Origin of the sequence: Leptospira abararensis, from assembly GCF_016918735.1 — a bacterium.
GTDB classification, from domain to species: Bacteria; Spirochaetota; Leptospiria; order Leptospirales; family Leptospiraceae; genus Leptospira_A; species Leptospira_A abararensis.
Genome location: NZ_JAFFPR010000023.1, coordinates 35939 through 60697, shown reverse-complemented (window position 1 = coordinate 60697; position 24759 = coordinate 35939). Strand labels below are relative to the sequence as shown.

The 24759-nt window shown below is 41.0% G+C and carries 23 protein-coding genes and 1 pseudogene; 11 read left to right on the top strand and 13 right to left on the bottom strand.

Annotated features, from left to right (window positions below; genetic code table 11):
* The first annotated feature begins 84 nt into the window (after positions 1-84).
* Positions 85-516, top strand: a complete 432-nt coding sequence (locus JWG40_RS07895) for an acyl-CoA thioesterase (RefSeq protein ID WP_205285288.1) — start codon at positions 85-87, stop codon at positions 514-516.
* Between the two features lie 19 nt (positions 517-535).
* On the opposite strand, the gene JWG40_RS07890 is transcribed toward JWG40_RS07895, so the two are convergent.
* The 3 genes from JWG40_RS07890 to JWG40_RS07880 are packed head-to-tail and all read right to left on the bottom strand — an operon-like array spanning position 536 to position 4261.
* On the bottom strand, positions 536-2947 hold the full coding sequence (locus JWG40_RS07890) for a fibronectin type III domain-containing protein (RefSeq protein WP_205285287.1): 2412 nt from the start codon (positions 2945-2947) through the stop codon (positions 536-538).
* A gap of 1 nt (position 2948) precedes the next feature.
* Positions 2949-3590, bottom strand: coding sequence for an energy transducer TonB (locus tag JWG40_RS07885; RefSeq protein WP_205285286.1), 642 nt, complete (start codon positions 3588-3590; stop codon positions 2949-2951).
* An 11-nt stretch (positions 3591-3601) separates the two neighbouring features.
* Complete coding sequence (locus JWG40_RS07880) at positions 3602-4261, bottom strand: MotA/TolQ/ExbB proton channel family protein (protein ID WP_015682892.1); 660 nt, start codon at positions 4259-4261, stop codon at positions 3602-3604.
* Between the two features lie 105 nt (positions 4262-4366).
* On the opposite strand from JWG40_RS07880, the gene JWG40_RS07875 reads away from it, so the two are divergent.
* The 6 genes from JWG40_RS07875 (at position 4367) to JWG40_RS07850 (ending at position 12040) form a co-directional block, all read left to right on the top strand.
* Complete coding sequence (locus JWG40_RS07875; RefSeq protein WP_232369255.1) at positions 4367-6247, top strand: hypothetical protein; 1881 nt, start codon at positions 4367-4369, stop codon at positions 6245-6247.
* Positions 6248-6259: 12 nt separating this feature from the next.
* On the top strand, positions 6260-9463 hold the full coding sequence (locus JWG40_RS07870; RefSeq protein WP_205285285.1) for an efflux RND transporter permease subunit: 3204 nt from the start codon (positions 6260-6262) through the stop codon (positions 9461-9463).
* Positions 9464-9536: 73 nt separating this feature from the next.
* Complete coding sequence (locus tag JWG40_RS07865; RefSeq protein WP_002980800.1) at positions 9537-9899, top strand: PilZ domain-containing protein; 363 nt, start codon at positions 9537-9539, stop codon at positions 9897-9899.
* Between the two features lie 49 nt (positions 9900-9948).
* The gene (locus tag JWG40_RS07860) at positions 9949-11196 is read left to right on the top strand and encodes a sensor histidine kinase (RefSeq protein ID WP_205285304.1); all 1248 of its coding nucleotides are present in this window, start codon (positions 9949-9951) and stop codon (positions 11194-11196) included.
* Positions 11193-11834 carry a response regulator gene (locus JWG40_RS07855; protein WP_205285284.1) on the top strand — a complete coding sequence of 214 codons (642 nt, stop codon included), beginning with the start codon at positions 11193-11195 and terminating at the stop codon, positions 11832-11834. Before JWG40_RS07860 ends, JWG40_RS07855 begins: the two co-directional genes overlap by 4 nt.
* A 35-nt stretch (positions 11835-11869) precedes the next feature.
* Positions 11870-12040, top strand: coding sequence for a hypothetical protein (locus JWG40_RS07850; protein WP_205285283.1), 171 nt, complete (start codon positions 11870-11872; stop codon positions 12038-12040).
* A gap of 259 nt (positions 12041-12299) precedes the next feature.
* Here JWG40_RS07850 and meaB read toward each other — a convergent pair whose 3' ends face one another.
* The 4 genes from meaB to JWG40_RS07830 all read right to left on the bottom strand — a co-directional run bounded on the left by meaB (position 12300) and on the right by JWG40_RS07830 (position 17773).
* Positions 12300-13412, bottom strand: coding sequence for a methylmalonyl Co-A mutase-associated GTPase MeaB (gene meaB, locus JWG40_RS07845; protein WP_205285282.1), 1113 nt, complete (start codon positions 13410-13412; stop codon positions 12300-12302).
* 99 nt (positions 13413-13511) lie between these two features.
* Positions 13512-15650, bottom strand: a complete 2139-nt coding sequence (gene scpA / locus JWG40_RS07840; RefSeq protein WP_205285281.1) for a methylmalonyl-CoA mutase — start codon at positions 15648-15650, stop codon at positions 13512-13514.
* Position 15651: 1 nt separating this feature from the next.
* The gene (locus tag JWG40_RS07835) at positions 15652-17463 is read right to left on the bottom strand and encodes a methylmalonyl-CoA mutase family protein (RefSeq protein WP_205285280.1); all 1812 of its coding nucleotides are present in this window, start codon (positions 17461-17463) and stop codon (positions 15652-15654) included.
* Position 17464: 1 nt separating this feature from the next.
* Positions 17465-17773 (bottom strand): hypothetical protein, encoded by a 309-nt coding sequence (locus JWG40_RS07830; RefSeq protein WP_232369254.1) that lies wholly within the window; start codon positions 17771-17773, stop codon positions 17465-17467.
* Between the two features lie 65 nt (positions 17774-17838).
* Between JWG40_RS07830 and JWG40_RS07825 the strand changes: the two genes are divergently transcribed.
* Genes JWG40_RS07825 through JWG40_RS07810 form a run of 4 tightly spaced genes read left to right on the top strand, consistent with a single transcriptional unit; the run spans position 17839 to position 20704 of the window.
* A complete protein-coding gene (locus JWG40_RS07825; protein WP_205285279.1) occupies positions 17839-18507 on the top strand; it encodes a lysoplasmalogenase in 669 nt (222 codons plus the stop codon).
* 58 nt (positions 18508-18565) lie between these two features.
* Positions 18566-19318: a ferritin-like domain-containing protein gene (locus tag JWG40_RS07820; RefSeq protein ID WP_205285278.1), complete on the top strand. Its 753-nt coding sequence runs from the start codon at positions 18566-18568 to the stop codon at positions 19316-19318.
* Positions 19318-19800, top strand: a complete 483-nt coding sequence (locus JWG40_RS07815) for a DUF2505 family protein (protein ID WP_205285277.1) — start codon at positions 19318-19320, stop codon at positions 19798-19800. Before JWG40_RS07820 ends, JWG40_RS07815 begins: the two co-directional genes overlap by 1 nt.
* A gap of 55 nt (positions 19801-19855) precedes the next feature.
* Positions 19856-20704 (top strand): DMT family transporter, encoded by an 849-nt coding sequence (locus JWG40_RS07810; RefSeq protein WP_232369253.1) that lies wholly within the window; start codon positions 19856-19858, stop codon positions 20702-20704.
* 141 nt (positions 20705-20845) lie between these two features.
* On the opposite strand, the pseudogene JWG40_RS19905 reads toward JWG40_RS07810, so the two are convergent.
* The 6 genes and pseudogenes from JWG40_RS19905 to JWG40_RS07780 all read right to left on the bottom strand — a co-directional run.
* Positions 20846-20998 (bottom strand): annotated as a pseudogene (locus JWG40_RS19905) (LIC10707 family hydrolase); the annotation flags it as partial.
* Between the two features lie 138 nt (positions 20999-21136).
* Positions 21137-21634 (bottom strand): hypothetical protein, encoded by a 498-nt coding sequence (locus tag JWG40_RS07800; RefSeq protein ID WP_205285275.1) that lies wholly within the window; start codon positions 21632-21634, stop codon positions 21137-21139.
* Positions 21631-22731 (bottom strand): hypothetical protein, encoded by a 1101-nt coding sequence (locus JWG40_RS07795; protein ID WP_205285274.1) that lies wholly within the window; start codon positions 22729-22731, stop codon positions 21631-21633. The genes JWG40_RS07800 and JWG40_RS07795 overlap by 4 nt, the downstream gene beginning before the upstream one ends.
* Positions 22728-23078, bottom strand: coding sequence for a hypothetical protein (locus JWG40_RS07790; protein ID WP_205285273.1), 351 nt, complete (start codon positions 23076-23078; stop codon positions 22728-22730). Before JWG40_RS07790 ends, JWG40_RS07795 begins: the two co-directional genes overlap by 4 nt.
* 245 nt (positions 23079-23323) lie before the next feature.
* Positions 23324-24169, bottom strand: coding sequence for an RNA polymerase sigma factor (locus JWG40_RS07785; protein ID WP_205285272.1), 846 nt, complete (start codon positions 24167-24169; stop codon positions 23324-23326).
* Positions 24169-24522, bottom strand: coding sequence for an antibiotic biosynthesis monooxygenase family protein (locus tag JWG40_RS07780; protein WP_205285271.1), 354 nt, complete (start codon positions 24520-24522; stop codon positions 24169-24171). Before JWG40_RS07780 ends, JWG40_RS07785 begins: the two co-directional genes overlap by 1 nt.
* Between the last annotated feature and the right edge of the window lie 237 nt (positions 24523-24759).

Here is a 24759-nt window from a genome sequence, read left to right as displayed (position 1 = left end):
AATCTTGTAGACCGTTCTGTCTGTTTTTTCGTTTACAGACAGAACGGTCTACAAGAATCTATCCCTACCACAAGGAACCAACACATGCCCCACACGACCGAAATCCCCGTACTCTGGAGTCATATGGATGCCAACGGGCACGTAAACAATGGAGTCTACCAATCCTATTTTGATGAAGCAAGAATCCAAGCCTTAGAAAACGAAGGATTTTCCATCCAGGAAATGCGAGAAAAAAAAGTCGGCCCAGTGATGCTCAAAGCGGAGTTGTCTTACCATAAACCCCTCCACCATCCAGATGCAGTTAGAATCGAAACAGGATTTCGGGATATGTCAAAAATCAAAGGGAAGGTAATCCAAAATATGTATCGGATCTCGGATGGGGCTCTTGTTTGCGAAGCTATTTTTTCGGCTCTCTTTTTTGATTTTGAGAAGAACAGACCTTGGAAAATCCCTGATACTTTTCTTGCGAAGTTTAGAGCAGAAGAGACGCTAAATAGTAACCAGTCGCTTCCTTAAGCTAAGCTTTCGTTTATGTTTATTCTCTGATAAAGGAAAGTTGGCTTTTTTCGGGAACGAGTCCTTTGTCTTCAAACTCTCCTGACAAAGATTCGTAGTTAGGTGATAATTTGATTTTCCATTTTCCTTTTTCTTCGAGTAAGTCAGAATCTACAATATTTTTGCCGCGGAAGATTTGATTCTCATTCCATTTCATAATAATATTTCCTTCCACATCTTCGGCTTCGATGGTCAAACGAATGGGTTTCACTTTGTTTTTCCCGTCCCAATACATAGCGGTCCAAGGACCAATAAACTTTTGTATGGCGGACTCACCAAAGGTTTTCACTTTTTTTACATCAAGGACTGTATCAGAAATGACAGAAGTGACTGGTTTTGAAAACAAACTCTCTCCAACTCCTTTAGATACGGATTGGATAGCAAAAAAATAGAATTGATTCTTTGTTAAGTTCTGCAGTTTAAAATTTGATTCGGATGTTTCTTTAACGAGACTCCAATCAGGATCATTTTTTTTACGCATATAGACTTTATACGAAGTTGCTTTGGGAATCACATTCCAACTAAACAAAAATTCACCGGTTTTTCGGTTCTCGGAAACAGTCAACTCAGGAGGGTTTAATCCCATGGACCTTCCAGCCACAAGAGATGGAAATCCGATGTCCGGTTCTGAAGGAAGGCTAAATAATTCTCCTTCAAATTCTGAAGCCACTGCATAGAAAGATTCCTTTTCATAGCTGTCATTATCTTTGAATTGTAGTTCGGCAGTCTTTGCAATTTCTTTCCATTGTCCATTTGTTTTACGGAAGATATGATAGGCTACGGCACTTGGAGAACCTTCCCATTGTAAGATGGTTGAACCCGCATACAATCCTTTCGATGCAGTTAAATTTTTAGGCCTGGGTTTTAAAACTTCGGAAGGATCCAAGTGAGCAGAAACATAACTGCTAGATTCACCAACCAATTGGTTCCTTTCCGGGATCACTTGGTAAATTTCGCTATCCCCGTTGCGGCTGGCTTTTAGATCAATATAAGTAGTTTTTTCCGTTTTACCCAGAAACCGATAGATTCTTGCTACTGGATTCCATTTATAAACGGCGTAGGTTGTGGAGATAGGTTGCGGGTCCCATTCTAATAAAATTCGATCATTTGTGGCTGCCACGGATGCACGAAGGTTGGTCACAGGTAGGATTCCTGCAGGTTTAGTCGGATCTACCGCATAACCATCGTTTGAATCAAGCGATGGTTTGGACAAATAATTTTCATCCAGACTTGCAACACGATAATTGTAGGCAGTACTTTTTTGGATTCCAAAGTCTTCAAAGAAGGCTTGTTTGGAAAGTCCGACGAGTTGGTATTTACTGTCTATTTTACGTTTGCGATAGACTTCATAACCGATGGCACGTTTTTCTCTCGACCAACTGATCCGAATGCGATCGGAAAAATCACCTCGAGAGGCAAAAACTTCTTTAGGAGGAAATAGATTATGTTCCCCATACTCCAAAGATTCTAGAGCATCGTTTAGTTTATTCTGTGTCAGGAGTTCATTTTCGACTTCAGAATCAGCAACATAAACAGACTTAGTGTATTTGGGAAAGGTTTCGTAAGAAATCCATAAATACCCTTGGTCAGCCCAAGTGGTTCCCCAAGAATTCCATACTTTGAATGCTTTCTTTTTGTCGTTATAACCTAAAACCACAAGAGACTGCGCCCCTAAAACTTCTCCAGTTCCTATTTCAAAAATGGAATCTGGTTTTGGTTCCCTGAAATTTTCATAAACTAAATATCCGATGAGGACTGGTCTTTTTTCAGCTAATGCTAGTTTAATGGAAGTTAGGTCGTGAGGCTCAATTCTATAAATCCTTCTTAGTCTAGCTTTTCTTCCAGCTTCGACAATATTCGCTTTTGGCCTAGTTCGGAAACTGGAAGAAGATTCATTCATCTGCTCCATAGAAACGGAACCTCTGCTTTCTGCGAGGACCAGGGCATCCAAAAGGGAAACTGCCTGGTCTTTTCCACTGTTTAGTTGGTTATAAATAAAGTTAGGTGAGTATAAAATTTTTTGTCCATTGGCAGAAGAGGGCCCTACAGAAGAAAGATTGCGGATTCCTTTTTTTTTCGCTTCTAAATAAGAAATGAGCCCATATCCAACCGTATAACCAACATTATCTTTGTTGATGCCTTGGTCTCCTGGCAGTGGGAATTCGTTACTCATGTCGTAACTTCCGGGTAGATCGGAGCTTGTCAGTTCGGAATGAAAAGTAGGGATACTTTGGTAGAGTTCGAAGGGATCGGGGATAAGACCAGATTTTCTCGCAGAGGATTTGGATTCTGTTTTTCCGGTGATGGGTTTAGGTTGGAATCCTGCGATCATAACGGAAATTGCGATAAAAATGGTTCCAATCGCAATTCGATGTTTGGTGTTCCGTAACATTTTAATCCTCTTCTAAATCAAAACTGATAGGAAGTCTATGTGCCATTCGTGTTGGTTTTCCCTTGTCATATCCAGGAGAAAACCGAGCCCTTTGGATGATCCGAATGGCGGCTTCATCAAATCCGTATCCTGCTCTGCCAGAAACAATTTTCGCACCTTGGAGGACTCCATGTTCGTCCACCTGCACCATCACAACGACTGTTCGTTGGCTGATATTGGCGGCTTTAGCAGCTTCAGGAAAATAAGCTTTCAAATCAAAATCAATGATAGGAGTCGGAGGACGATCTCCATTGAAGGAAAACAAATACCCATCTTTGTCAGTTCCATTCCCTGAGAGTTGATTTGGATTCAAATCTGAATTGTCTGGTTTTTCTTCGGCTTCTTTGTTAGATCCCTCCACCCATTCTTGTTTTTCTACTGGAGCGGGACTTGACGTCCCACCGATCAGTTCAGGAGGAATCTCTTCAAACGAAACATCCATATCTTCCATCGATGTTTCTTGAAAGGCAGCATTACTAGGAAGGGTCAGTATAAAATAAATCAAATAACAAAATAGATGCAATCCTACTGAGGCAAAGAGACTAGCACGGAAGAGTCCGAATCGTCTCAGTTTGTATTGCAGATACAAGGTAAATGACTTCATGATATGACTTACTAGTGATGGATATTCGGAGTAGAACTAGAAGATTGGTTGTGTTTTCCGCTAGTGATGAAACTGGCATGGATTTCTTTGGAAAGGATTTCCAAGTGACCAATGATGAGTTTCATTTTACGAGTGAAGTAATTGTTTGCCATCACCACCGGAATCGCAACCGCAAGTCCTGCCGCTGTGGCGAGAAGGGCAGTGGAAATACTACGCATTACCACTTCTGCTCCCGAGTTACCAAGAGTTCCCAGTCCATAAAAAGCTTTGATAACCCCAAGAACCGTTCCAAGTAATCCGATGAAGGGAGTGTTATTCCCGAGGGTGTTGAGAATCGGAAGTCTTTCTTCCAGACCCAAACGTTCTTTTAGAATTTTCCCTTCCATCAGTTCCTCTAGGCCTTTGTGATTTTCCTTTTCTCGTTCTAAAACAAAATGCATGAACCGAGTGTAGGAATTCTCCATGGGATGGGTTTCCAATAGTTTTTCTGTACCTTTTAGGTCTCTGTGACGAACAAGGAGGGTGAGAGAATCCAGAAGAGACTCTGATTCTTTGTTAAAATTACGTTTATAAACAATTAACCTTTCAATAAATACGGCAATCGCGAGAATACTTGCGAATAACATAACGAGGAAAATGATTTTTTCCCCAAGGTCTACGAAATCTTGCATTTTGGAACCTTCTAACGGACAGAATTCTTTACCTTGGACAACAATCAAAGAGAAAAATTACGGAAAAAGAACTTCGGTTGATTCCAAGCCGACCCCAAAGAAAGAATGATTCCAAGGATTGGTATGAAGGCAAAAGACATTCTTCCCAGTTTTTTGGGGCTCATTTTCATCATTTTAGGTGTTTCGTTGGTAGTATTCTATGCTACAAAATCATGGGAGACATTCCTAGGTCTCTGTCCCAACAAAGATTTTTTGTCTTGGGATGAGAATATTCGACTGAACCAGGTGCTTGACCAGTATGTCGACTTCCGCAATGGAAATTGGTTTCGAGGAATTTTGCCTTTTTTGGAAAGTCCCACTTGGCCACCTCTTCGCTCCCTATTAACGTTTGTTACGCTCTATTTGCCAATCGACGCTTATGAAACCTATCGTGATTCTTTTTTAGGACTTTTGTTTTTGGTTTTGGTGTATCCGGCTTTGATTTATATATCTTATCGCATAACAAAGTCTCTCCTTTGGTCAGGAATCATTTCAGGCCTTATTTTTATTCTCACCATCCAAACAGGAGAAGTGCCTGCCTATTCACTTTCTTCGATGTTGGAAACCCAGTCTATGTTCTTTCTTTTGTTTTCTATTTATGCCATCTATCGGTTGTATGATGTGGATAATCGGGAATCGGAAATTGATTCCGGGACCAAGTGGCTTGTTTTCTTTTCTCTGTTCGGATTTTATTTTACTAAATACCCGTATGGGATTTTATTCTTTATGGCATGTTTTGCCTATGAACTCTTACGATCCACATCCACATACAAAGATGCTTTATTCTATCTATTAAAAAATTATGCCAAAGGCATTCGGTTAATGTATTTGATCTTTGTTGTGCTTATGGTTTTATCTTTACCTATACTTCGAGTGGTCACAAAAATCAATTTAAACCAAAAAGGATTCAAACAATTTATGTTCGGGATCACATTTGTTTTGTTTGTGGATCTTTCTGTTTATTTTTTTCGAAAACGGGATGCAATTCAAAAAGTATTTCCAAAAACAGCAGTGGTTCTTTGGGTTTATGCCATTTTTCCTGCCTTTCTATGGTTATTTATGAATCCGGACCGAGTGAATGCGCTTATCGATGCACAGATGATTGTGAATGCATACACTCGCAGTTTCTTCTTAACACTTTGGACAGAACCAGGACTTGATCCTTCCACACCAGGAGTGTTCGACTTTATCTGGGGATTTCGAGCCCTCATTCTCTTTTCTGTTTTGTCCTTGCTGTATTTTTTCTTTCGATCGGGGACCAAATTTCGAACAAAACTAAAAGATCCTCTCCTTGCAGGCACACTCATTTTATTTTTAGAACTTCTTATCTTAGAACTCACGACTGGAAACAAACAACCAAGGCATGTGTTACAATTCATCCCTGCCATTGGACTTGTTGGCTTTCTTTGGATATTGCGTTTGTATGAACTCGCTGATAACAAAATAGAAAGATTGGCTTCAGTTTCGGTATTTTTACTCACCTCCCTTTTTGTATTTTCTAATTCTATATATTCTCAAGGCATTTTGTCTGGAGAATTTTATAAAACGAAAATGTTTTGTTATCGGGGAATGAATGCGAGTGATTTCCAACCGGCAAGAGAGATCGCCGAACAGATATCATCTGAGAAAAAATATGTTCTTATCAATGCATTTCATTTTGAGGAAAAATATGGTTCTCGTGGTCGTGTGCTTGCTTCCGATTTTGATCTTGCCATGAAGTTGAAGACTTATAAAACAGGGATGGTACGAAATGACCACAAATACCGATGGAAAGAATGGACAGATTTTGATTCTGTTCTTTTATTAAGTGATGTTTGTCCTGATAGTTTTGTAGAAGAAAAATTTGAAAACCGAACAAAAATCTTGAATAGTAAGTCAACGTTACTGTCTACTTATAGAGAGAGTTCCGGTATTGCTTGTCTTCAAGAATATAAATTGCTCAAATAGAGAAAAAGATTTATGAGTATTGCTTCCTTTTCCATCAAACGGCCCATTTTCATTTCTTCACTAGTCATCATTATGGTGATCACAGGTTTTATTTCCTTAAAACGAATTGGAGTCGATCTTTTCCCCGACATCAACATTCCCTTCGTTGTGGTTTCCACTGTTTATCCAGGTGCTGGTCCAGAAGAGATTGAAACTTCGATTTCCAAACCATTGGAAGAAGAGCTCAGTTCCATCTCTGGCCTCAAACGGATCACATCTCGGAACCAAGAGGGAATCTCTATGGTGTTTGCCGAGTTCAACCTAACCACAGATATCAAATACGCAGAGCAACAAGTTCGGGATAAAACAGCTCGTGTGAAACCGCTCTTTCCTGAATCCTCCAAAGAACCTTTGGTGCAGAGGTTTGATCCCTCTGACCAACCCATCATGCGGATCTCCCTTTTTGCTGACCTTCCAGAAGGAGAACTTTATGATTTGGCAAAAGAGAAAATCAAAACCAAACTCGAACAAGTCAACAACGTAGGTGCTGTCAAAATCATCGGTGGATCTCGTAGAGAAATCCATATTGAGCTGGATCGAAACAAAATCAATGCCTTCCAAGTTCCGGCCATCTCCATTGGGAACCAAATCAAAAATTCAGGAGTCAACATTCCTGCCGGAAAAGTAGAAGGGGGAGATAAAGAAACTTCCTTTCGAACTGTTGCCAAATATGAATCCTTATCTCAAATTGAGAACACGGTTGTCTCGTTTGGTGGAGAGTTTGGGCGAGGGGTTCTTGTAAAAGATTTGGGCCAAGTTAAGGACACTCTTCAAGACCGCCAAACGCTGGGTATGTTGTATGCACCAATCAGCGCAGAAGAACACGAGGAACCTTCGATCATCGGGAAATTATTATTTAAATATGATGCTCCAAAAAAAGAAAGGGTCCAAAAGAAAGCACTTTTCCTAGATGTTTACAAACAATCGGGAGCTAACACAGTAGAAGTTGCCGATGGAATCCTTGGAAAAATTGATACCATCAATGCTCAAATCAAAGACCTCAAAGGGGCACCCAAGGTCATTTTGATTCGAGATGGATCCAAATGGATTCGTGCAAACATTGAAGACGTAACCATTGCCATCATACTTGGGATTTTACTGGCTGTAATTGTAGTCTATCTCTTTCTTGGAAACATTCGTTCCACTCTCATTACCGGTATGGCCCTCCCCAACTCTATGTTAGGTGCCTTTATCATTATGTATGCCATGGGTTTTACCATGAACGTAATGACTCTCCTTGCCCTCTCTTTAGCAGTTGGACTCCTTGTGGATGACGCCATTGTGGTCAGGGAAAATATCTTCCGTAAACTAGAGGAAGGGGAATCTGTCATTGTAGCGGCAAGGAAAGGAACAGAAGAAGTGACACTTGCCGTTATCGGGACTTCCTTAACTGTCATTGCTGTATTTCTTCCGATTGGATTTCTTTCAGGGATTGTAGGTCAGTTTTTTAAACAATTCGGGCTAACCGTAGTTTTTGCGATGATCATCTCCCTTTTTGATGGTCTGACCGTAGCGCCCATGTTATCTGCTTATTTTGCAGGAAAAACAGACATCCATAAAAAGAAAAACATAGTTCTTCGTAACTTTGATAAGTTTCAAAATTTCTTGGACAGAATGTACGGAATCATCATGAAGTTTGCCCTAAAAAAACCATGGGCAGTCATTTTACTTACCTTCCTTACTCTAGTTACGAGTATCTTTTCCCTTGCTTTTGTGAAAAAGACCTTTCTGCCGGCCAACGACCAAGGGGAATTTATGGTGAATGTGGAAATGGCTCCGGGAACTTCCTTGCAAGGAACATCCGAAACAGTAGAACAAATCCAGAATGAAATCATCAAAGCCATTCCTGAATTAGAACTTCTTGCTACGGTTGTTGGAAATAGCGATGGAGAATCCAATATTGCAACCATTGGTGTGGCACTTCTTCCTGCAGAATATCGCAAACGAACCACAGGAGATGTGAAAGACCAAATCCGTGAATTCCTAAAGGCTTACCCACAAGCAAGACCCAAAGTGAACGACTATTCGGCGATAGGTGGTGGAGTGCAATACCCATTCAATTTAAATCTAAAAGGGGAAAACCTAAAAGATTTAGAAACCTATTCCTTCAAAGTGATGGAAGAACTGCGCAAAGTTCCTGACCTAACCGATGTGGACACCACCTACCGAACCGGAAAACCAGAATTCCAAGTGGTTCCAAACCGTGCTAAAATGCAAACGGTGGGTGTCGTTGCTGGTGTGATGGGGGCTGAGCTTCGTTACCATATTGAAGGTGGGGAAGTGGCAAAGTATTTGGAAAACGGAATTGAATATGACGTCCGCCTAAGGCTGAAAGAAGAACAACGAAACCTTCGTAAGTCCTTCTATGAAACTCGAGTTCCAAACATCCAGAACCGTCTTATCCCTCTCAGTGCCATTGCGGAAGGAAAAGAAAGTAGTTCTCCTGCAAGGATCATCCGAGAAGACAGATCTCGAGTGGTTCCTATCAACGCAAATCTTGCTCCAGGAGGAGCCATTGCTTCTGCATCTGAATCAGCAGCAAAGATATTAAAAGAAAAACTCCCTCCACCTCCGGGAATCACTTATTCCTTTGTGGGCCAATCGGAAGATTTTAAGGAACTGTTACAAAACATCGTCCTTGCTTTTGGAATGGCGCTTATCTTCATTTATCTTGTGTTAGCTTCTCTTTATGAGTCATTTATCACACCGATCACCATTCTTTTTGCTATTCCCCCTGCGATTTCGGGAGCATTCTTTGCTCTGGCTTTGACGGGTGAGATGCTGAATCTTTTTAGTATGATTGGACTCATTCTCCTTATGGGACTTGTAGCCAAAAACTCCATCCTCCTTGTGGATCACGCCATCCTGGCTATGAAAGAACATGGAATGACAAGGGATGAAGCCATCTTTGATGCGGGTTCCAAACGACTTCGCCCCATCCTTATGACATCTCTTGCGATGATTGCGGGAACTCTACCGATTGCTCTGGGAATTGGAGAAGCATCTAAATCAAGAACTGCCATGGGGATTGCCATCATCGGGGGACTTGTTCTTTCGACTCTCATCACTCTCATTGTGGTGCCTGCGGTGTTTGGATACATTGACAGTTTGCGGGAAAAAATTGAGGGAGCCTTCCGTCCTGATTTTGAAATCCGACCAGAAGATTTAGAGGACTAAGCTCAAAACTTATCGAATCTCTGGCATAAATTTAAACTTGCCCAAACTTTGAATTCGGCGTTCTCTTGCTTACATGTCCAGCGAACGCCGAATCTACAAACGAATCTCCGAAAAAGTCCATCTCACATACCGAGTGATCCAATCGGGTGCCGGCTCGGCCCAGTTTTTACCCAAAGACAAAGGGGAGGGGGAATCCCAAGACATTTCTGAAGGTGGATTGTTGTTCCGAACCAAAGAACCCATGTCTCTTGGGACAAGGTTGGAATTAGAACTAAGATTTCCCGATGTAAAGTACGTTTTGTACCCAAAAGCAAAGGTAGTACGTTTGGAGGAATTTGGAGAGGGAGCTTTTTATGAAGTGGGTCTTGAATTTAACCAAATGTTCGACGATGATCTAAAACTTTTGTTAGAACACATTAGCCGATTAGAAATCTAGAATTCAATGTTCTTCTATCTTGAACAATTGTTTGGTGTTTAGGTAGAACATCCCCGTGTTTCATCGGCTGTTAGTTTTTTTCCGTGGGAATCCTCTCGATCCTATTTCGCTTTTTGCTGTTTATTCCGAAATCCTCAGTAAACTATACTTTCTTGGATTTGCCTATTGTCTAGCCTACATTCAGAGTGTGTATTTGGAATGGAATGCCCCAGACCAAACTAACTGTATCCTTTCTGCCATCGAACTGGTGCTGAGCCTCCTCCTCGTTTGTACTTCTTTTTTCTATCGGAGGATTTTTCGGATCGCACCCATCCTTGTTCGTTTGACTTTTTTTCTTTTGGTTCTTGTAGAAATCGAAACAGGATTTCATGATCCGACCATTCCTTATTTTGATCCAAGGAATTGGTTAACTATAACGGCCCTTCTTGCCACCTCTTCTTTCTTTTATCCCGGACTTGTGTGGCAGTACATACTAGAATGGTCTTTTGTTTTATTGATTTATATTCTTCGGGTTTACTTTGCAAACCATACTGTCATTCCTATTGAAACGTGGCGTGAGATGTCCACAATTTTCCCTTTATTTCTAGTTGCCTTCTTTTTAAACCATTGGTGGTTTCGTACTCGGTACATTGCCGCTTACCGAGGTATGTTACTCGAAGAAAAACGCAGAACTTTTTTGCAAGATATTCATGATAGTCTGGGTTCCCAACTTACAGACTTAGTCCTACTTAGCCAAAAGATGGAAAAAACTCCTTCCGAGATTACGGAAGTGCAACTGAAAAAACTAAAAAAACTTTCGGAGTCCGCTTTGCAATCTTTAAGAACACAAGTACAAGAAGAAGACCAAAGGGATTTGTTTCAGGAATCGTTGTTAGACGGACTCAAATTGCTAATCAAAAAAAGATACAAACTTGTGGGTCGGAATATTGAGTTGGAATGGAATTCTATAGAGGAAGATTCAATTATAAAAATTCCTGACCCAGAAGTTGCTCATCATATCATTCAAATCTTTAAAGAAATCACAACCAATGACTTACGTCATGGGACTGGAACTTCCTCTTGGCTAGTAGAACGAACGAATGAACATTTGTTATTCCAATTTATATCTGAAATACAAAAAGTTTTAGAGGGACAAGAAGGTTCTAAGCTCACAACCTTTAAAGAAGATTTCGTTGAATCCGGCATCGGCGAACGAGGATTACAGCATAGAATTAAATCTTTGAACGGGGAGATCACCATCCTAGATTCGCCTTATCAAATCAAAATGAAACTTCCTATAGGAATTTTCGAACTATGAAGTCCACTTCCATTGGAATTATCGAAGATAATGAGGACTTCTTGCAGTCGTTATGTGGAGTTTTGGAACAAAATCCAAACCTTAATTTGACAACTTGGAACTCAGCTGAAGAATTTTGGGCAACTGGACTGACTAAAGAATTTGACCTACTCATTTTGGATATTGGACTTCCTGGTATGAGTGGAATTGATGTACTAAAGACCTATCATACCATTGAATCTAGAAAGAGCCTTGTGATTTCTTCCTTACAAACCGATGACGCTATTTTTTCAGCTCTTCGCAATGGTGCTTCTGGTTATATTTGGAAATCGGAACTGGATTCCTTACACGATACCATCCAAACTTTACTCGACGGGGGGAGTGTGATTTCTCCTTCGATAGCAGCAAAAGTATTGTTATCTTTTCGGAAACCCCAAACCAATTTGGATCCACACGGAATTGGGGTAGAAGTGTTAACACCTAGAGAGAGGCAAATTTTGGAACTCATTGTCGAAGGAGACAACCCCCAACAAATCGCCTCTTTATTTGGAACCACTGTGGGAACCGTACGCCAACAAATCAAAGCAATCTACAAAAAACTCCAAGTGAATACAAGGGTTCAAATGCTAAAAAAAGCCCGTCAATTCGGAATTTTTTGAAGGGAAGTGGTTCGACAATTTATACCATCTGGTAAATGGACAAAGGGCCGGGAATCGTGTATCCTAAAACCATCGACTTACCAAAATACAAACAAACGGGATTAGAGTATGTAGATTGGATCTCTGCTCTTTTCATAAAACTAAGACTAGTTCTTTGGTTTGGGGTGTATTTTGTCCTCGTATTCTTTATGAATTGGGTTTTTTAGTCCGTGCGAATCTTCCCTAATTTTGGAAAGAAAGAGAACATTTGAGGCCAGTCGTAAATTTACCCTTTGCAGTACTTCTTCAAAGATTTCCCCTTTTTATACCATTTGGTAGATAGACAATCCTTCAAATTTCCGCTATTATCGTACAACTGAATTCTGGTCTTCGATACTTTGACTGGTGACTAGCGTACAATTTCCATTAAATATTCCATTGCCAATGCAAATGCCATCGCGTCGCAAACGTGATGGTTTTTTTTAATCAATCCATCAGATGTTTGATTTCTTTTAAGAGAGTGGACTGGCCGGACATTAGTTTTTTCTCCGAGGTTTTGATGGATTCTTTTTTGCCAGGCCTAGCAAAGAACTGTTCGAGGACTACTTCTTTGAGAGTTTCTTCAAACCACATTCGGGTTTGGTCTTCCCTATTTTTCGCATAATAACCGTTTGTTTTTGTTGCGGAAACATAATCCAAAATGAGTTTCCAAATTTCAGCAATGCCTCTGCCGCCGATCGCACTACAAGTGGTGGCTCTCGGTGTCCATTTGGATTCAGGAGCAGGAAAAAGGTGGAGGGCAGATTCATATTCCACCCGGGCACGCATCGCATAAGGTTCGTTTGGCCCGTCTGCTTTGTTGATGGCGATGAGGTCCGCCATCTCCATAATTCCCCGTTTGATTCCTTGGAGTTCGTCTCCGGCACCTGCAAGCATCAGTAACAAGAAAAAATCCACCATGGAGTGGACTTGGGTTTCCGATTGTCCGACACCGACTGTTTCAATAATGATGGTATCAAACCCTGCGGCTTCACAGAGATACATGGATTCTCGGGTTTTACGGGCAACCCCTCCGAGAGAACCACTGCTAGGTGAGGGACGAATGAAGGCATTGGCAGATTTGGATAGAACCTCCATCCTTGTTTTGTCCCCCAAAATAGAACCTTTGGTTCTTTGGCTACTCGGATCAATCGCAAGCACTGCGAGTTTATGATTTTGTTCCAAAAGATAACTTCCAAAACTTTCGATGAAAGTGGATTTCCCAACACCGGGAACTCCTGTAATTCCAATGCGAATCGAATTGCCAACTTTATGCATCACAAGTTCCAGAATGGCTTGGGCTTTATCGTTATGGGCTTCTAAATTACTTTCTACCAGAGTGATTGCCTTTGAGAGGTGGGTTCGGTTTCCCGATAGAACTCCGTCTGCTAATTCCTCTGCGGTAGTTTCTTTACGAGAGAGAGTTTTTCTTTGGTCACGAATGTAGGGAGAAATGGCTGGGGCATCGGCCACACCAGGATTTACCGAAAGTGCCGACTTTGGATTCGATTCTTCCTTAGGAGTTTTCTTTTGGCCCATGTCCTCGTTTGGTGTTTCCATATTGGTTTTTTACCTGAGTGCGAAAGATACAAAAACACCGACTGTCCTATTAGACAAATCGGTGTTTGGTGAAGATACCCTTCTTTACAATTAGAGGCCTTAAGCGGCTCTTCTTTCGCCGAGGAGGATATTTAGAATTTGTTTGGCCGCTTCTGAAATCACAGTTCCCGGTCCAAAAATGGCCGTGGCGCCAGACTTATAGAGGAAGTCGTAGTCTTGGGCCGGAATCACTCCACCGACGACCACAAGCACATCCTCGGCCCCGAGTTTCTTTAATTCCTCAATCACTTGGGGAACTAAAGTTTTGTGGCCTGCAGCTAGGGAAGACACTCCTAAGATATGGCAATCGTTTTCCACAACTTGTTTTGCGACCTCTGCGGGAGTTTGGAAAAGAGGCCCGATATCAACGTCAAAGCCCATATCAGCAAAACTAGTAGAGATCACTTTGGCACCCCTGTCATGTCCATCTTGGCCCATTTTGGCAACCATGATCCGTGGACGACGGCCTTCGAGTTTGGCAAATTCATCCGCAAGATCTCTTGCTTCCAGATACCCTTTGTCTTCGGAAATTTCGGAGGAATACACTCCTGAGATGGAACGAATCACTGCTTTGTACCTCCCAAATACTTTTTCCATGGCATAGGAAATCTCACCGAGAGAAGCACGTTTGCGCGCTGCATCCACTGCGAGTTCCAAAAAATTTCCATCCCCGGTTTCGGCACATTTGGTGATGGCGTTTAACGCGGCTTCTACGGCAGTACTGTCGCGATCTTTTTTCATTTGTTCCAAACGTTTGATTTGAGCAATACGAACAGCAGTATTATCAATGTCTAAAATATCAATAGGAGCTTCTTTATCCAAACGGAAACGATTCACTCCCACAATCACATCTTTGCCAGAATCGATCCGGGCCTGTTTTCTTGCGGATGCTTCTTCGATACGCATCTTAGGGATTCCAGTCTCAATGGCTTCTGCCATGCCACCTAACTTTTGTACTTCGAGAATTAAATTCCAAGCTTTGTGAACTAGGTCGTTTGTGAGTTTTTCTACATAAAAGGAACCACCCCAAGGATCGATCACTCGGTTGATATTGGTTTCTTCTTGTAAGTAGATCTGTGTATTTCTTGCAATCCTTGCTGAGAAGTCAGTAGGAAGAGCAATCGCTTCATCCAGTGCATTGGTATGTAAGGACTGAGTGTGGCCAAGGGCTGCAGCCATAGCTTCAATACAAGTCCTTCCAACGTTGTTGAATGGATCTTGTTCTGTGAGTGACCAACCTGAAGTTTGGCAATGGGTTCGTAGCGCCAAAGATTTGTTAGACTTTGGTTGGAATTGGTTCACTATTTTTGCCCAAAGGAGACGGCCCGCACGCATTTTGGCAATTTCCATAAAATGGTTCATTCCAATCGCCCAAAAGAAGGAAAGCCTTGGAGCAAACTCATCTACCGTAAGTCCAGAAGCAATTCCCGTTTTGATGTATTCCCAACCATCCGCAAGAGTATAAGCAAGTTCTAAGTCGGCTGTCGCACCGGCTTCTTGCATATGATACCCGGAAATGGAAATCGAGTTAAACTTAGGCATATATTTGGAAGTATAGCCAAAAATATCTGCGATGATTTTCATCGAATGTTTAGGTGGGTAAATGTAAGTGTTACGCACCATAAACTCTTTCAAAATATCGTTTTGGATGGTGCCGGAAAGTTTGTCTTTGGAGACGCCTTGTTCTTCTGCGGCAACAATATAAAAGGCAAGGACAGGAATGACGGCCCCGTTCATAGTCATGGAAACGGACATTTGGTCGAGTGGGATTTGGTCGAAGAGGATCTTCATATCCAAAACCGAATCGATCGCCACACCAGCTTTACCCACATCTCCTACGACTCGTTCGTGGTCCGAGTCGTACCCGCGATGGGTGGCAAGGTCAAAGGCAACAGAAAGTCCCTTCTGGCCTGCGGCTAAGTTTCTACGATAAAAGGCATTGGATTCTTCGGCAGTGGAAAATCCTGCATATTGGCGGACCGTCCAAGGTTTGTTGACATACATTGTGGAATAGGGTCCGCGTAAGTAAGGGGGAATTCCTGCAGCGTAACTGAGATGTTCCATTCCTTCCAAATCAGTCTTCGCATAACGAGACTGGATGGCGATTCCTTCTGCTGTTTGCCAAAGGGAAATGGCCTTTGGATCAGGTTTCTCTGAACCGAAAGAAAGAGGGAGTTTTGCAAAATTAGGTTTGTTCATTTTATTTCCCGATCCATTTGGTTTGGGCTTTTTCCATAAATTCCACGATGTTACGTTTCATATGGATGAAGTCGTTGATTCCGAGTGACTCTGCTTGTGCGATGAGATCTTTTGGATATCCAGCAAGTAATTTCCAAGAGTTTGGCAATTGGGTTTTCATCTCCGAAGCAAATTCAGGGAGATAGGTCGCATACTCTTCGTCAGACGAACAGAGAACAACGATATCAGCCCCCAATCCTTTGGCCTCCGACACACCTTCCTTGACCGAAGAAAATCCAAGGGTGTCGATAATTTCATATCCGAGACAACCGAGAAAGTTGGAACTAAAACCGGCCCTTGCTTTCCGCATGGTTAGGTCACCAATGGTAAGTAAAAAAATCTTTGGGAGTTTTTTCCCAGAAGCTAAGTGCGCGTCTGTGATATTTCTCCATTTGTCAAATTCATACGACAACCGGACAGGCACCAAACGAGTGTATGTCGATTTGTTGGAAAAGTTTCCCCGATTCTCTACTTCTTTTAATGAAGTTGCGAGTTCCGGATGTCTTTCGGAAGGAAGAGGGTATTGGTTCGTTCCGAGTAAAATTTCTTTTTTAGTCGCCAGGGCCGTTCTTTTTTTATTAGCCCGAGATTTGATTTCCTTTTGGATAGTACCTTTTTTTAAGGCCTCCCCAAATCCACCTTCTGATTCTAGGGTTTGGAATTTGGCCCAAGCTGTTTCTGCTAGTTTTTTGGTAAGGACTTCTAAATAATAAGAACCGGCAGCCGGGTCTTCCACTTTGTCGAGAAAGGATTCATAACGAAGGAGGAGTTGTGAGTTTCTTGCAATTCGTTTGCCTAACTCTTGTTGCGTGGAGTATTCGGAATCAAATGGTAATACTGATACGAAATCTGCCCCACCCATAACAGCAGACATGGCAGCCGTTGTTCCTCGTAACATGTTTACATAAGGATCATAGGCTGTGAATTGAAAACTGGAAGTCCTTGCTACGATGAGAGCTGGAACTGATTCCCCCAGTCCTGGTTTGTAAGCATTTAAAATTTCCGTCCAGAGGATTCGTATAGCTCGGAATTTAGCGATTTCTGTGAAGTAGTCAGAACCAATCCCCATCCAAAACCAAATGTTGGAGGCTGCATCTTCGATAGAAACGCCTGTATCTATGTGACGATTTAAATAATCCACTCCCCAGGAGAGGGAATAGGCCAGTTCCTGGCCGATGGAAGCTCCAGAATCACGTAAGTAATAACTGTGAATTCCAACGCCAGCAAAACCTTTGGATCCGGAAAGTGCGGCAAAGGATTTGCCTATAGAACTTTCTTCGGTTCCTAGTTCCCCACAAAGAAGTGCTGTCCCATAAGGATCATAATCGCCAAGTACAGTGTTATGCGAAGAAGTGAGCTTTTTAAGGGATTCGGCAAAGGAGAGCGTTCTTGTGGCAAGAGAAATTACTAAAGGAAGTTTCTCTGTCAGGCCAGCCAAATTTTCTAAATCGGCAGCAGAGCTTATTTTTAGTCCAAACTGATTTCCTTTTTCTTCGTGAGAGATAAGGATTGCGGCATCGGCACCTTTTTTAGAGAGGTCACTCAGGTCCGATTCGGAAGTTACGGTTTCCGTCACATTCCAACCAGGGTTACGTTTATAAACTCTTGGCAGGTCTTTCGTATCTTCTTTGCGATAGAAGGGTTCGATTTTGAAACCTTCTTCTGTTTCCCAAGTGACTTTGTCCCAAGGGTTACCTTTTAAATCTTTCAGGATTTGGTTTTTCCAATCCTCAGTCGAAACTTCAGGGAAGTCTGAAAATAGAAATTCGTTCAATTTATTCCTCTACGATTTGGTAATCTTCCATATAACCTGGGAAGTCGCCTAACCCACGTGTGAAGGTGAATTTTGCCGGGTAAACCACAAGGCGTCTGCCGGATTGCAAGAAAGTTCCTGACAGGAGTGTGAAAGGGGAGGCAACGATAAAAGCTGCAGTTCCGAGAACGGTTCCTGCAAGTCCCATTGGACGCGCCACCATCAGATCAATCAACATTTCGCCACCAGAGGGCACTTCTCTTGCGGACAAAGTTTGTGTACATAGGAGACAGATTAAGAAAAAGATGGACAAGGGTCGTGTTTGTTTCATAGGCTGATCACTCGGGCTTTCATCTGATGAAATCTCGAGAATGATATCCCTGTAAAGTAAGAAATATGGCTAAAGAAATTGTTTTGTTTGTTCTCTATTCTGTTGTGCATCTTTTTGCGATCGCTACGATCACAAAGCAGGATGCCCTCTATCTCCCTTCAAAAATCATTCCCATCCTGATCCTCATTGTAGCACTCTTCCGCTACTTTCCGAATTTGGAAAAACGTGGGAAATTGGTGGCTGTAGGCCTTGTGTTTTCTCTTTTTGGAGATGCTTTTCTTGCGCTTCCCAAAGAAGGATATTTTGTTTTTGGACTTGGTTCCTTCCTCATTGCACAGTTGATTTATTCTTACGCGTTCACATTGGACTCGAAAGTAAAACCCATCTTGGCTATCCCTTTTTTACTTTTTGGTTCTTCCTTTTTTCTTGTTCTCGTACCAAAACTTGGATCACTTCTCATTCCAGTTGGTGTCTACATCTCTGCGATTTGTTTGATGGGTTGGCGAGCTGCAGCAAGAAATTCCGTATCAAAACCTTTTTACCTGGGGCTCGTGGGTGCATTGGTATTCATTCTTTCTGATTCCATTATTGCATATTCCATGTTTCTAAAACCAGAAATGGACCGATTCACTGCTTCTATGGGAATTATGATCACCTATTATCTTGCCCAAGTGCTCATTTATGCTGCCACAAAGTCGGAAGAGTTGGATGTTCAATCAGTGAAAAATACTTGATTCGATTACAACTCACGAGTATCGTATTTATGGTTTTTAAAAACCAGGGAATGGGATTATGAAATCGCTAAAAAAAACATCCTTTATTGAGGCAGTTGCTGCCGCAATTGAACATGAAGTTCAATGTTTCAATTTTTATTTAAAACTTTCCGAAAGTTTACCGGAAGGCCAGATTAGAGAATTGTTCAGCCAACTTGCGTTAGATGGTGATGAACATATTAAATTTATCAAAGATATTTATAAAAGTGCCGAAGGAAAAGAACTTCCTAACTTAAAACAACTTTCTGAAATAGAAAAGTTTCATTCTTCCACCATTCAAAAGGTAATGGACCGGTTAGATCGAAACAAAAACGAAGAAGTGAAAGCGGACGAAAGAAAAGCAATAGAGCTTGCCATCCGAGAAGGGGAAGATGCGCGTAATTTTTATGCGACGATCCGTAATAAATTCCAAGATCCAAAAATCAATTTATTATTCCAAAAATTGGCCAATTTTAATGAGTCCAACAATTCATTGTTAGAAGCGCAAGCTATGGCTATGGAGCAGTCCACTCCTGCAGACCAAGTTTTCTATTGGGAAGATGAAGATTTGATGGAAGAGGTCAATCGTCCCACTAAGGCGGCTCCAAAACCAAAAGCTTCTAAAACAGCGGAAAAACCGAAATCCTCGGCTAAAAAAACTTCTAAACCAACCAAACCGGCAAACAAAAAGTCGGTAAAGAAAGCTGTGAAAAAGGCAGCGAAAAAGGCCGTAAAAAAAACAGTAGCGAAACCAAAATCAAAACCCGCTAAGAAAAAAGGTAAGAAAAAATAGTGAAATACCAAGTAACTCATTCATTTCCCGTTTCTCTCGAGAAACTCCTTCATGCAAGAGAAGAGAGATACAAACACCTAGATCAGTTCCCTGATTTAAAAAATGTAACTCTTTTGGAAGAAACCAAGGACGGAAATATCATCCGCCAAAAACGGAAAGTGAGTTTGGAAGGTTCCATGCCTGCCGTTCTTTCGGCAGCACTCAACGACCTCTCTCTTTTGGAAGAATCCACTTTTGACATTACTACCAATACTCACGAATTCAAAATCTCCCCTCCAGGAAAAGACAATGTGTTTGTGATCAAAGGGAAAAGTAAATACGAAGCCGATGGGGCCGAATCCAAAAGATCTTATGATGTGGATGTGGTTTCTAGTCTTCTATTTGTTTCTCCCATTGTGGAAAAAGCCATTGAAGAAATTCACAAACATAGTTTGGAAAAAGATAGAAAATCCATCGCCAAATTTCTGGGGGTCGAATCCTAAGTAAGAAGTGAAGTCTTCTTCTCCTAGCTTTTTACGATCTGTATTGGAACTCAATTTGACGATCCTCATTATGGGGAACGTCACTTTGTTTGCCAAACTCCTTCCCTTTCCTGCAGTTACGATCATCTCTGGTAGAGCTTTATTTTCTGTCATTCTGCTCGGTCTTTTTTTCTGGCTTCGTGGTAAGTCGGTTTCTTACCGAAGTTTTAAGGACTTTTTATTTGTTTTCGGAATTGGGATTTTATTTGCCCTGCATTGGGTGACTTACTTTCACTCCATCCAAGTGTCCACTGTCGCTGTCGGGATGTTGTCTCTTTTCACCTATCCTGTGTTTTCTGCTCTCATGGAGCCACTGTTTGGTGGGAAACGTCCCGAACCTTTTGCTTTTTTTCTGGCATGTTTTTCCTTATTTGGACTCTTTCTCATTGTGCCCGATCTTTCTTGGGATAACCAAATGTTCCAAGGAGTGGTTTGGGGGGTGGTCTCTGCGGTATTGTATGCGATTCGCAACCTACTCACTAAAGAGATGCATGTCCACTATCCTAGTTCCCAAATTCTTTTCACTCAATTGATTGCCACGTCCCTGATTTTACTCCCCTTTGCCGATGGACTTTTTGTGATGCTTGCAGAACCCAAATACCTTTTGTTTCAAGTGGTGTTGGCCGGTGTATTTACCTCACTTGCTCATACGATTTGGATTCGCAGTTTATCGAATTTATCTGTGACCACAGCAGGCACTTTGTCTACCTTAAGTCCGATCTACGGAAGTTTAGCGGCCTGGTATTTTCTCGGAGAGGTGCCACCCGAAAGACTTTGGTTAGGTGGCGCTGTGATTTTATTTTGTGCGGTCCTTGAGGTGTTTCGGAAAAAAGCGGAGGGTGAGAAGGGAGGAGAGGTGGGTTAGGGGTAGGGATTTCACTTGTAAGTAAGCTTTCGTTGCTGATGCTATGGCTTTGATTAAAAAATTTGGTGAGGAAAAAATTTCGTATATGCTTGTTTGTCGTAATCACATGCAACTTTGAAGTTAAATCACAAAACTTCGATTTCCGCCAACTGCTAAGTTTTGAATATCCCACCTTACACCCATTTCATGAACAGTAAGATACCATTCCCAGCCAAAGTACCCATACAAAGGGGCATCGACTAAATCACCCAGAGAATCTCCGTAAAAGGTAATTTGGGTGGAATTGGGATCGAAATCTGTTTGGCATGGGTTTGTAATGTCATTTGTTTTAATCACTAAAGTCCTATCCGCTCTGATTTCTGACATCGCAAAAAAGCAAATTATTGTATAGAAAAGAATATTCTGCAGTCTCATTGTTTTAAATTCCATAAGTTAAATTAATGTGTATGTAATGGATACATTGGCACTTTCATTCTCAATTTCTAAAAAATGACCAACTTCAAATCCCGTAGAATCGAAACTTCCATATGAGTCAAACTCATAAATAGTTTCAGTAGGAGTAGAGGAAGTAGGATTCCCTCTATCTCGATTGCTTATTGTGAATTCGCAGCCTATCCTACTAAGGTAAATGTTTTGAGTTGTCGTGCGATTTATAGTTAATCTAATTTTTTTGTAATCTTGCTTGAAAGCCTGATTTTCAACAAATGTAAACCAAAATCTTTTCCCCGGTTCTAAGGTAATATTGTAAACTTTCCCTTCTTCTAGAAGAATCTCTGGAGCTGAACAATAGTTAGGTTTAAAAAAACCAGCCATAAAAAGGGAAACTATCGTAGACCTTTGCCCTCTTTCCCGAATTTCTGCTTCTTCGTCGCTACAGTTGGTAAATAGGAATAAAGAGATTAGTAATACTAATGACGAAATGGGTTTCATATTTCTTTTACTCCGCGAGCCATCAGCTCTTGTGTGATCTTTTGGCGAAGTGCTACATTTTTTGTCCGCACCATAACCAGAAATTCTTCTGGAATCCCTTGCACATCATCCCCATAATCGATTTGTAGTCGGATGAGAACTAAAGCTACCGTGAGTTGTGTGCGGATATCGATAAGTTCTTGAGTGGTCAATTCGGGAAAAGAGGTAACCACTGTTCCAAAGAAGGCGTCAGCAGCATTTGATTCTTTGACTAAGAGTTCCTCTTTGGTACCTGCTACCTTATCGGGGATGGTTTCTCCTCGCATTTCACGGACAATTTTGCCATTCATTTCTTCGTCTGAATACGGTGAAAATTGAATGGTTTTCCAGGCTTCAATGGATTGTTGTTTTAAAGCAACGTCAGTCATAAGATCCAAATCTTGCATTCCTTTTAAAAAATTCTCCATAGCTTTCGCCTCATTTTTTTCGTCTAACGTCACAATTTTTCGATTTTCAATCCCTAAATGATCCATACTCACATTCCTTCCAAATCTAAAGTATGCTTTCATTGCCGAGAAAGTGAAAGTAAAAATGGTTAGTGCACCCGCAATTTGGTAGTTTGTATAACTTCTTTGAAATCGATCTCTTGCTGCACTGGAATTAAATCCAGTATAGGTTCGTTTCAAAGCTTCGTTAGAATTTTGTGCATCAAAGTAAAAATAACCCGTTAACAAAATTAAACTGATTTTAACAATTCTATCTGTTAAATCTTCCTTATAAATCGATTCCTTGTTTTGATTCCATTGATAGGAAGCGGAAGAATTAAAATATAGGACAGAGTCCAAACTACTTTTCCAAGGATTCGAATCATGCACCTTTTGGAAGTAATCGTTTGAGACAATATCAATAGTATCGCTTTTCCGAATATACTTTCCCATTTTCTCTGATCTAACGAAATAGGCATCATTCGTTTCCGTAAAATCCGCTTCAATGGTATCACCATTTTTTAAGAGAAGTATCCCTTTTTGGAAAGACCCCTCCGCATACAAAGATGTTAAGTTAAGGAGAAGAGAAAGTAAAACAAATCCAAAATTTAGAGAATTTCTGCTACCAATCATTTCCAACGAACCGCTTCACTATCTACTTTTGTCTCAACCCATTCATCATTTTTTATCTCATTGAATATTATGATCTGTTTATTATTTAAATTTTGAATATAATAATCTTTGAAATAAATCCTACGTCCTTCTAAAAAATCTGGTGGATGTGGCAGGACATAAACAGACAATAATGAAACATCCTGGTTTTTTGCCTTTATTGATGGTGATCTGGGTGTCGTATTTTCCGGTTTAGAAACTTGGAGGTTAGGTTTTTCTAATTTTTCTTTCTGGTACGTAAAGATATTCCCTACAAGAGAGATAGCGAGTGCTAAACATAGAAAGATTATAATAATATTCTTTTTCATGAATTCTACAAAAAACAGCCATTTAACAGGAAATACTTGGTTGTGGCTGTTAAAGCAATGTAGGACATTCTATTTTTTTTATTTCAATTAAAAAATAGGCGCAGAAAGGAAAAATAGCAAGATTTAGAAAAGTCCCTTTTTTCGGCTTCAGCTGATTGGAGTTTGGTGCCGATGGATCCCTGTTTAATGGCTCCCAGAGAACTATTGGGGAAAAATTTTCTTAATCCCCCAATCTAATTTTGATTCTATACCGCAGGACTGTATTTGACTAACATCTCTTCCAATATTTTAGAAGGTGTTTCGTAGTACGGATGATTTCGAAAGATTTCCTGATAGTCTAACCTTTGAAAGTCTTCGTATTCGCAATGGATTTCTCCCACCTGTTCCTTTAATCTCCGCACATGGGGCATAGAAAATCGCGGAAGGTTTGGATCGATCCAGCCATTGTTTTGAAAACTTTTCATTTTTTTAGAACAACGACAGGGATTTTTTTCATTCATGAGTCCACACTGATCATCCATAAATGTATATAGATCTTTTCGTGCTCTACTTAATCTCTTTCGAAAGGCATCATTGGAAATATCGAGTAACTCTGCACAGTCTTTGTCACTCAAGCCCATCAAATCCGCAAGGATCAAACTTATCCTTTGTTCTCTATCCAAACAAAGTAACATCCCGAGTGTACAAGATGCTTTTGCTTCTTCTACTAGAATTAAATTTTCAGGGTTTGATAGTTCGTTTGTTGGAATCTCTATATCTGGCATTTTCTCTAATTCGTTTGCATAGCCCGAAAACCCTATTGTAATTTCCTCTAAACGACCTCTCTTTCCATTTAACGCGTGATTGACGGCAATACGATAAGCCCAAGTTTTAAAACTAGCACGTATTGGATCATAGGCCGCAAGGTTAGTGGCAATTTTTAAAAGTACCTCTTGTGTCGCATCTTCCGCTTCTTGTGGATTTAAAAGGATACGGCGGATGACATTATAAATCCAAGTTTGTACATTGGCGAGTAATGATTCTAATGCACGGCGGTCTCCCATCCGTGCCTTTTCAATTAATTGTGTTTCCTCTGGTAAATTTGTCTTCATTAGAGTGTTTGTCGTTCAAACATTTCAAAGATTAAAGTTTGTTTCATCAAGGCGAAAAAATCTTTTCCCGTTTCGGAATTTTGTAGTGTTTCTCCTGCTTTATGGCAATCTTCTACGTTTTCCCAATACAAAAGATCTAACATGATTCCTTCTCTCGTATTTGACCGGAAGGCTCGCCATGCGAGAAAACCTTTTTGGGTTTGCAGAAGCGGTAACATTTTTTTCCGCATCTGGTGGTATCTTTCCGAGTCCTCCACTGCACATTCAACGATCGCAATTTCGATGGCGGTTGATGGGGGTAAACTTTCCAGGGTAAGTAAATCTTGGCCTTGGGCTTTTAAACTTTCTAACATAATGGGTATCCTTCCTTGAGGTTTTCTGCCTCTTTAGTGGATACCCAAGAATGGGGGAGTTGTGACAGAGTTGTGGAAAAAAAGTTAGAAAAAAAAAGAGGACTGATATCCACGGGCATCCTCGGACCAATCGAAATTCTTCAGTTGCAAGCCAATAAATCATAGTGATTTACCATATACCTTCTGTTTTGTGGTCACGGATTCCTTGAAATTGAAAAATTAATAAAAATAGTTAGA

What these genes read in the sequence shown, in the direction of transcription:
- JWG40_RS07895 (WP_205285288.1), top strand. Translation starts at nt 85, where the DNA reads ATGCCCCACACGACCGAAATCCCCGTACTCTGGAGTCATATGGATGCC.
- JWG40_RS07890 (WP_205285287.1), bottom strand. Translation starts at nt 2,947, where the DNA reads ATGTTACGGAACACCAAACATCGAATTGCGATTGGAACCATTTTTATC.
- JWG40_RS07885 (WP_205285286.1), bottom strand. Translation starts at nt 3,590, where the DNA reads ATGAAGTCATTTACCTTGTATCTGCAATACAAACTGAGACGATTCGGA.
- JWG40_RS07880 (WP_015682892.1), bottom strand. Translation starts at nt 4,261, where the DNA reads ATGCAAGATTTCGTAGACCTTGGGGAAAAAATCATTTTCCTCGTTATG.
- JWG40_RS07875 (WP_232369255.1), top strand. Translation starts at nt 4,367, where the DNA reads ATGATTCCAAGGATTGGTATGAAGGCAAAAGACATTCTTCCCAGTTTT.
- JWG40_RS07870 (WP_205285285.1), top strand. Translation starts at nt 6,260, where the DNA reads ATGAGTATTGCTTCCTTTTCCATCAAACGGCCCATTTTCATTTCTTCA.
- JWG40_RS07865 (WP_002980800.1), top strand. Translation starts at nt 9,537, where the DNA reads ATGTCCAGCGAACGCCGAATCTACAAACGAATCTCCGAAAAAGTCCAT.
- JWG40_RS07855 (WP_205285284.1), top strand. Translation starts at nt 11,193, where the DNA reads ATGAAGTCCACTTCCATTGGAATTATCGAAGATAATGAGGACTTCTTG.
- JWG40_RS07850 (WP_205285283.1), top strand. Translation starts at nt 11,870, where the DNA reads ATGGACAAAGGGCCGGGAATCGTGTATCCTAAAACCATCGACTTACCA.
- meaB (WP_205285282.1), bottom strand. Translation starts at nt 13,412, where the DNA reads ATGGAAACACCAAACGAGGACATGGGCCAAAAGAAAACTCCTAAGGAA.
- scpA (WP_205285281.1), bottom strand. Translation starts at nt 15,650, where the DNA reads ATGAACAAACCTAATTTTGCAAAACTCCCTCTTTCTTTCGGTTCAGAG.
- JWG40_RS07830 (WP_232369254.1), bottom strand. Translation starts at nt 17,773, where the DNA reads ATGAAACAAACACGACCCTTGTCCATCTTTTTCTTAATCTGTCTCCTA.
- JWG40_RS07825 (WP_205285279.1), top strand. Translation starts at nt 17,839, where the DNA reads ATGGCTAAAGAAATTGTTTTGTTTGTTCTCTATTCTGTTGTGCATCTT.
- JWG40_RS07820 (WP_205285278.1), top strand. Translation starts at nt 18,566, where the DNA reads ATGAAATCGCTAAAAAAAACATCCTTTATTGAGGCAGTTGCTGCCGCA.
- JWG40_RS07800 (WP_205285275.1), bottom strand. Translation starts at nt 21,634, where the DNA reads ATGAAACCCATTTCGTCATTAGTATTACTAATCTCTTTATTCCTATTT.
- JWG40_RS07795 (WP_205285274.1), bottom strand. Translation starts at nt 22,731, where the DNA reads ATGATTGGTAGCAGAAATTCTCTAAATTTTGGATTTGTTTTACTTTCT.
- JWG40_RS07790 (WP_205285273.1), bottom strand. Translation starts at nt 23,078, where the DNA reads ATGAAAAAGAATATTATTATAATCTTTCTATGTTTAGCACTCGCTATC.
- JWG40_RS07785 (WP_205285272.1), bottom strand. Translation starts at nt 24,169, where the DNA reads ATGAAGACAAATTTACCAGAGGAAACACAATTAATTGAAAAGGCACGG.
- JWG40_RS07780 (WP_205285271.1), bottom strand. Translation starts at nt 24,522, where the DNA reads ATGTTAGAAAGTTTAAAAGCCCAAGGCCAAGATTTACTTACCCTGGAA.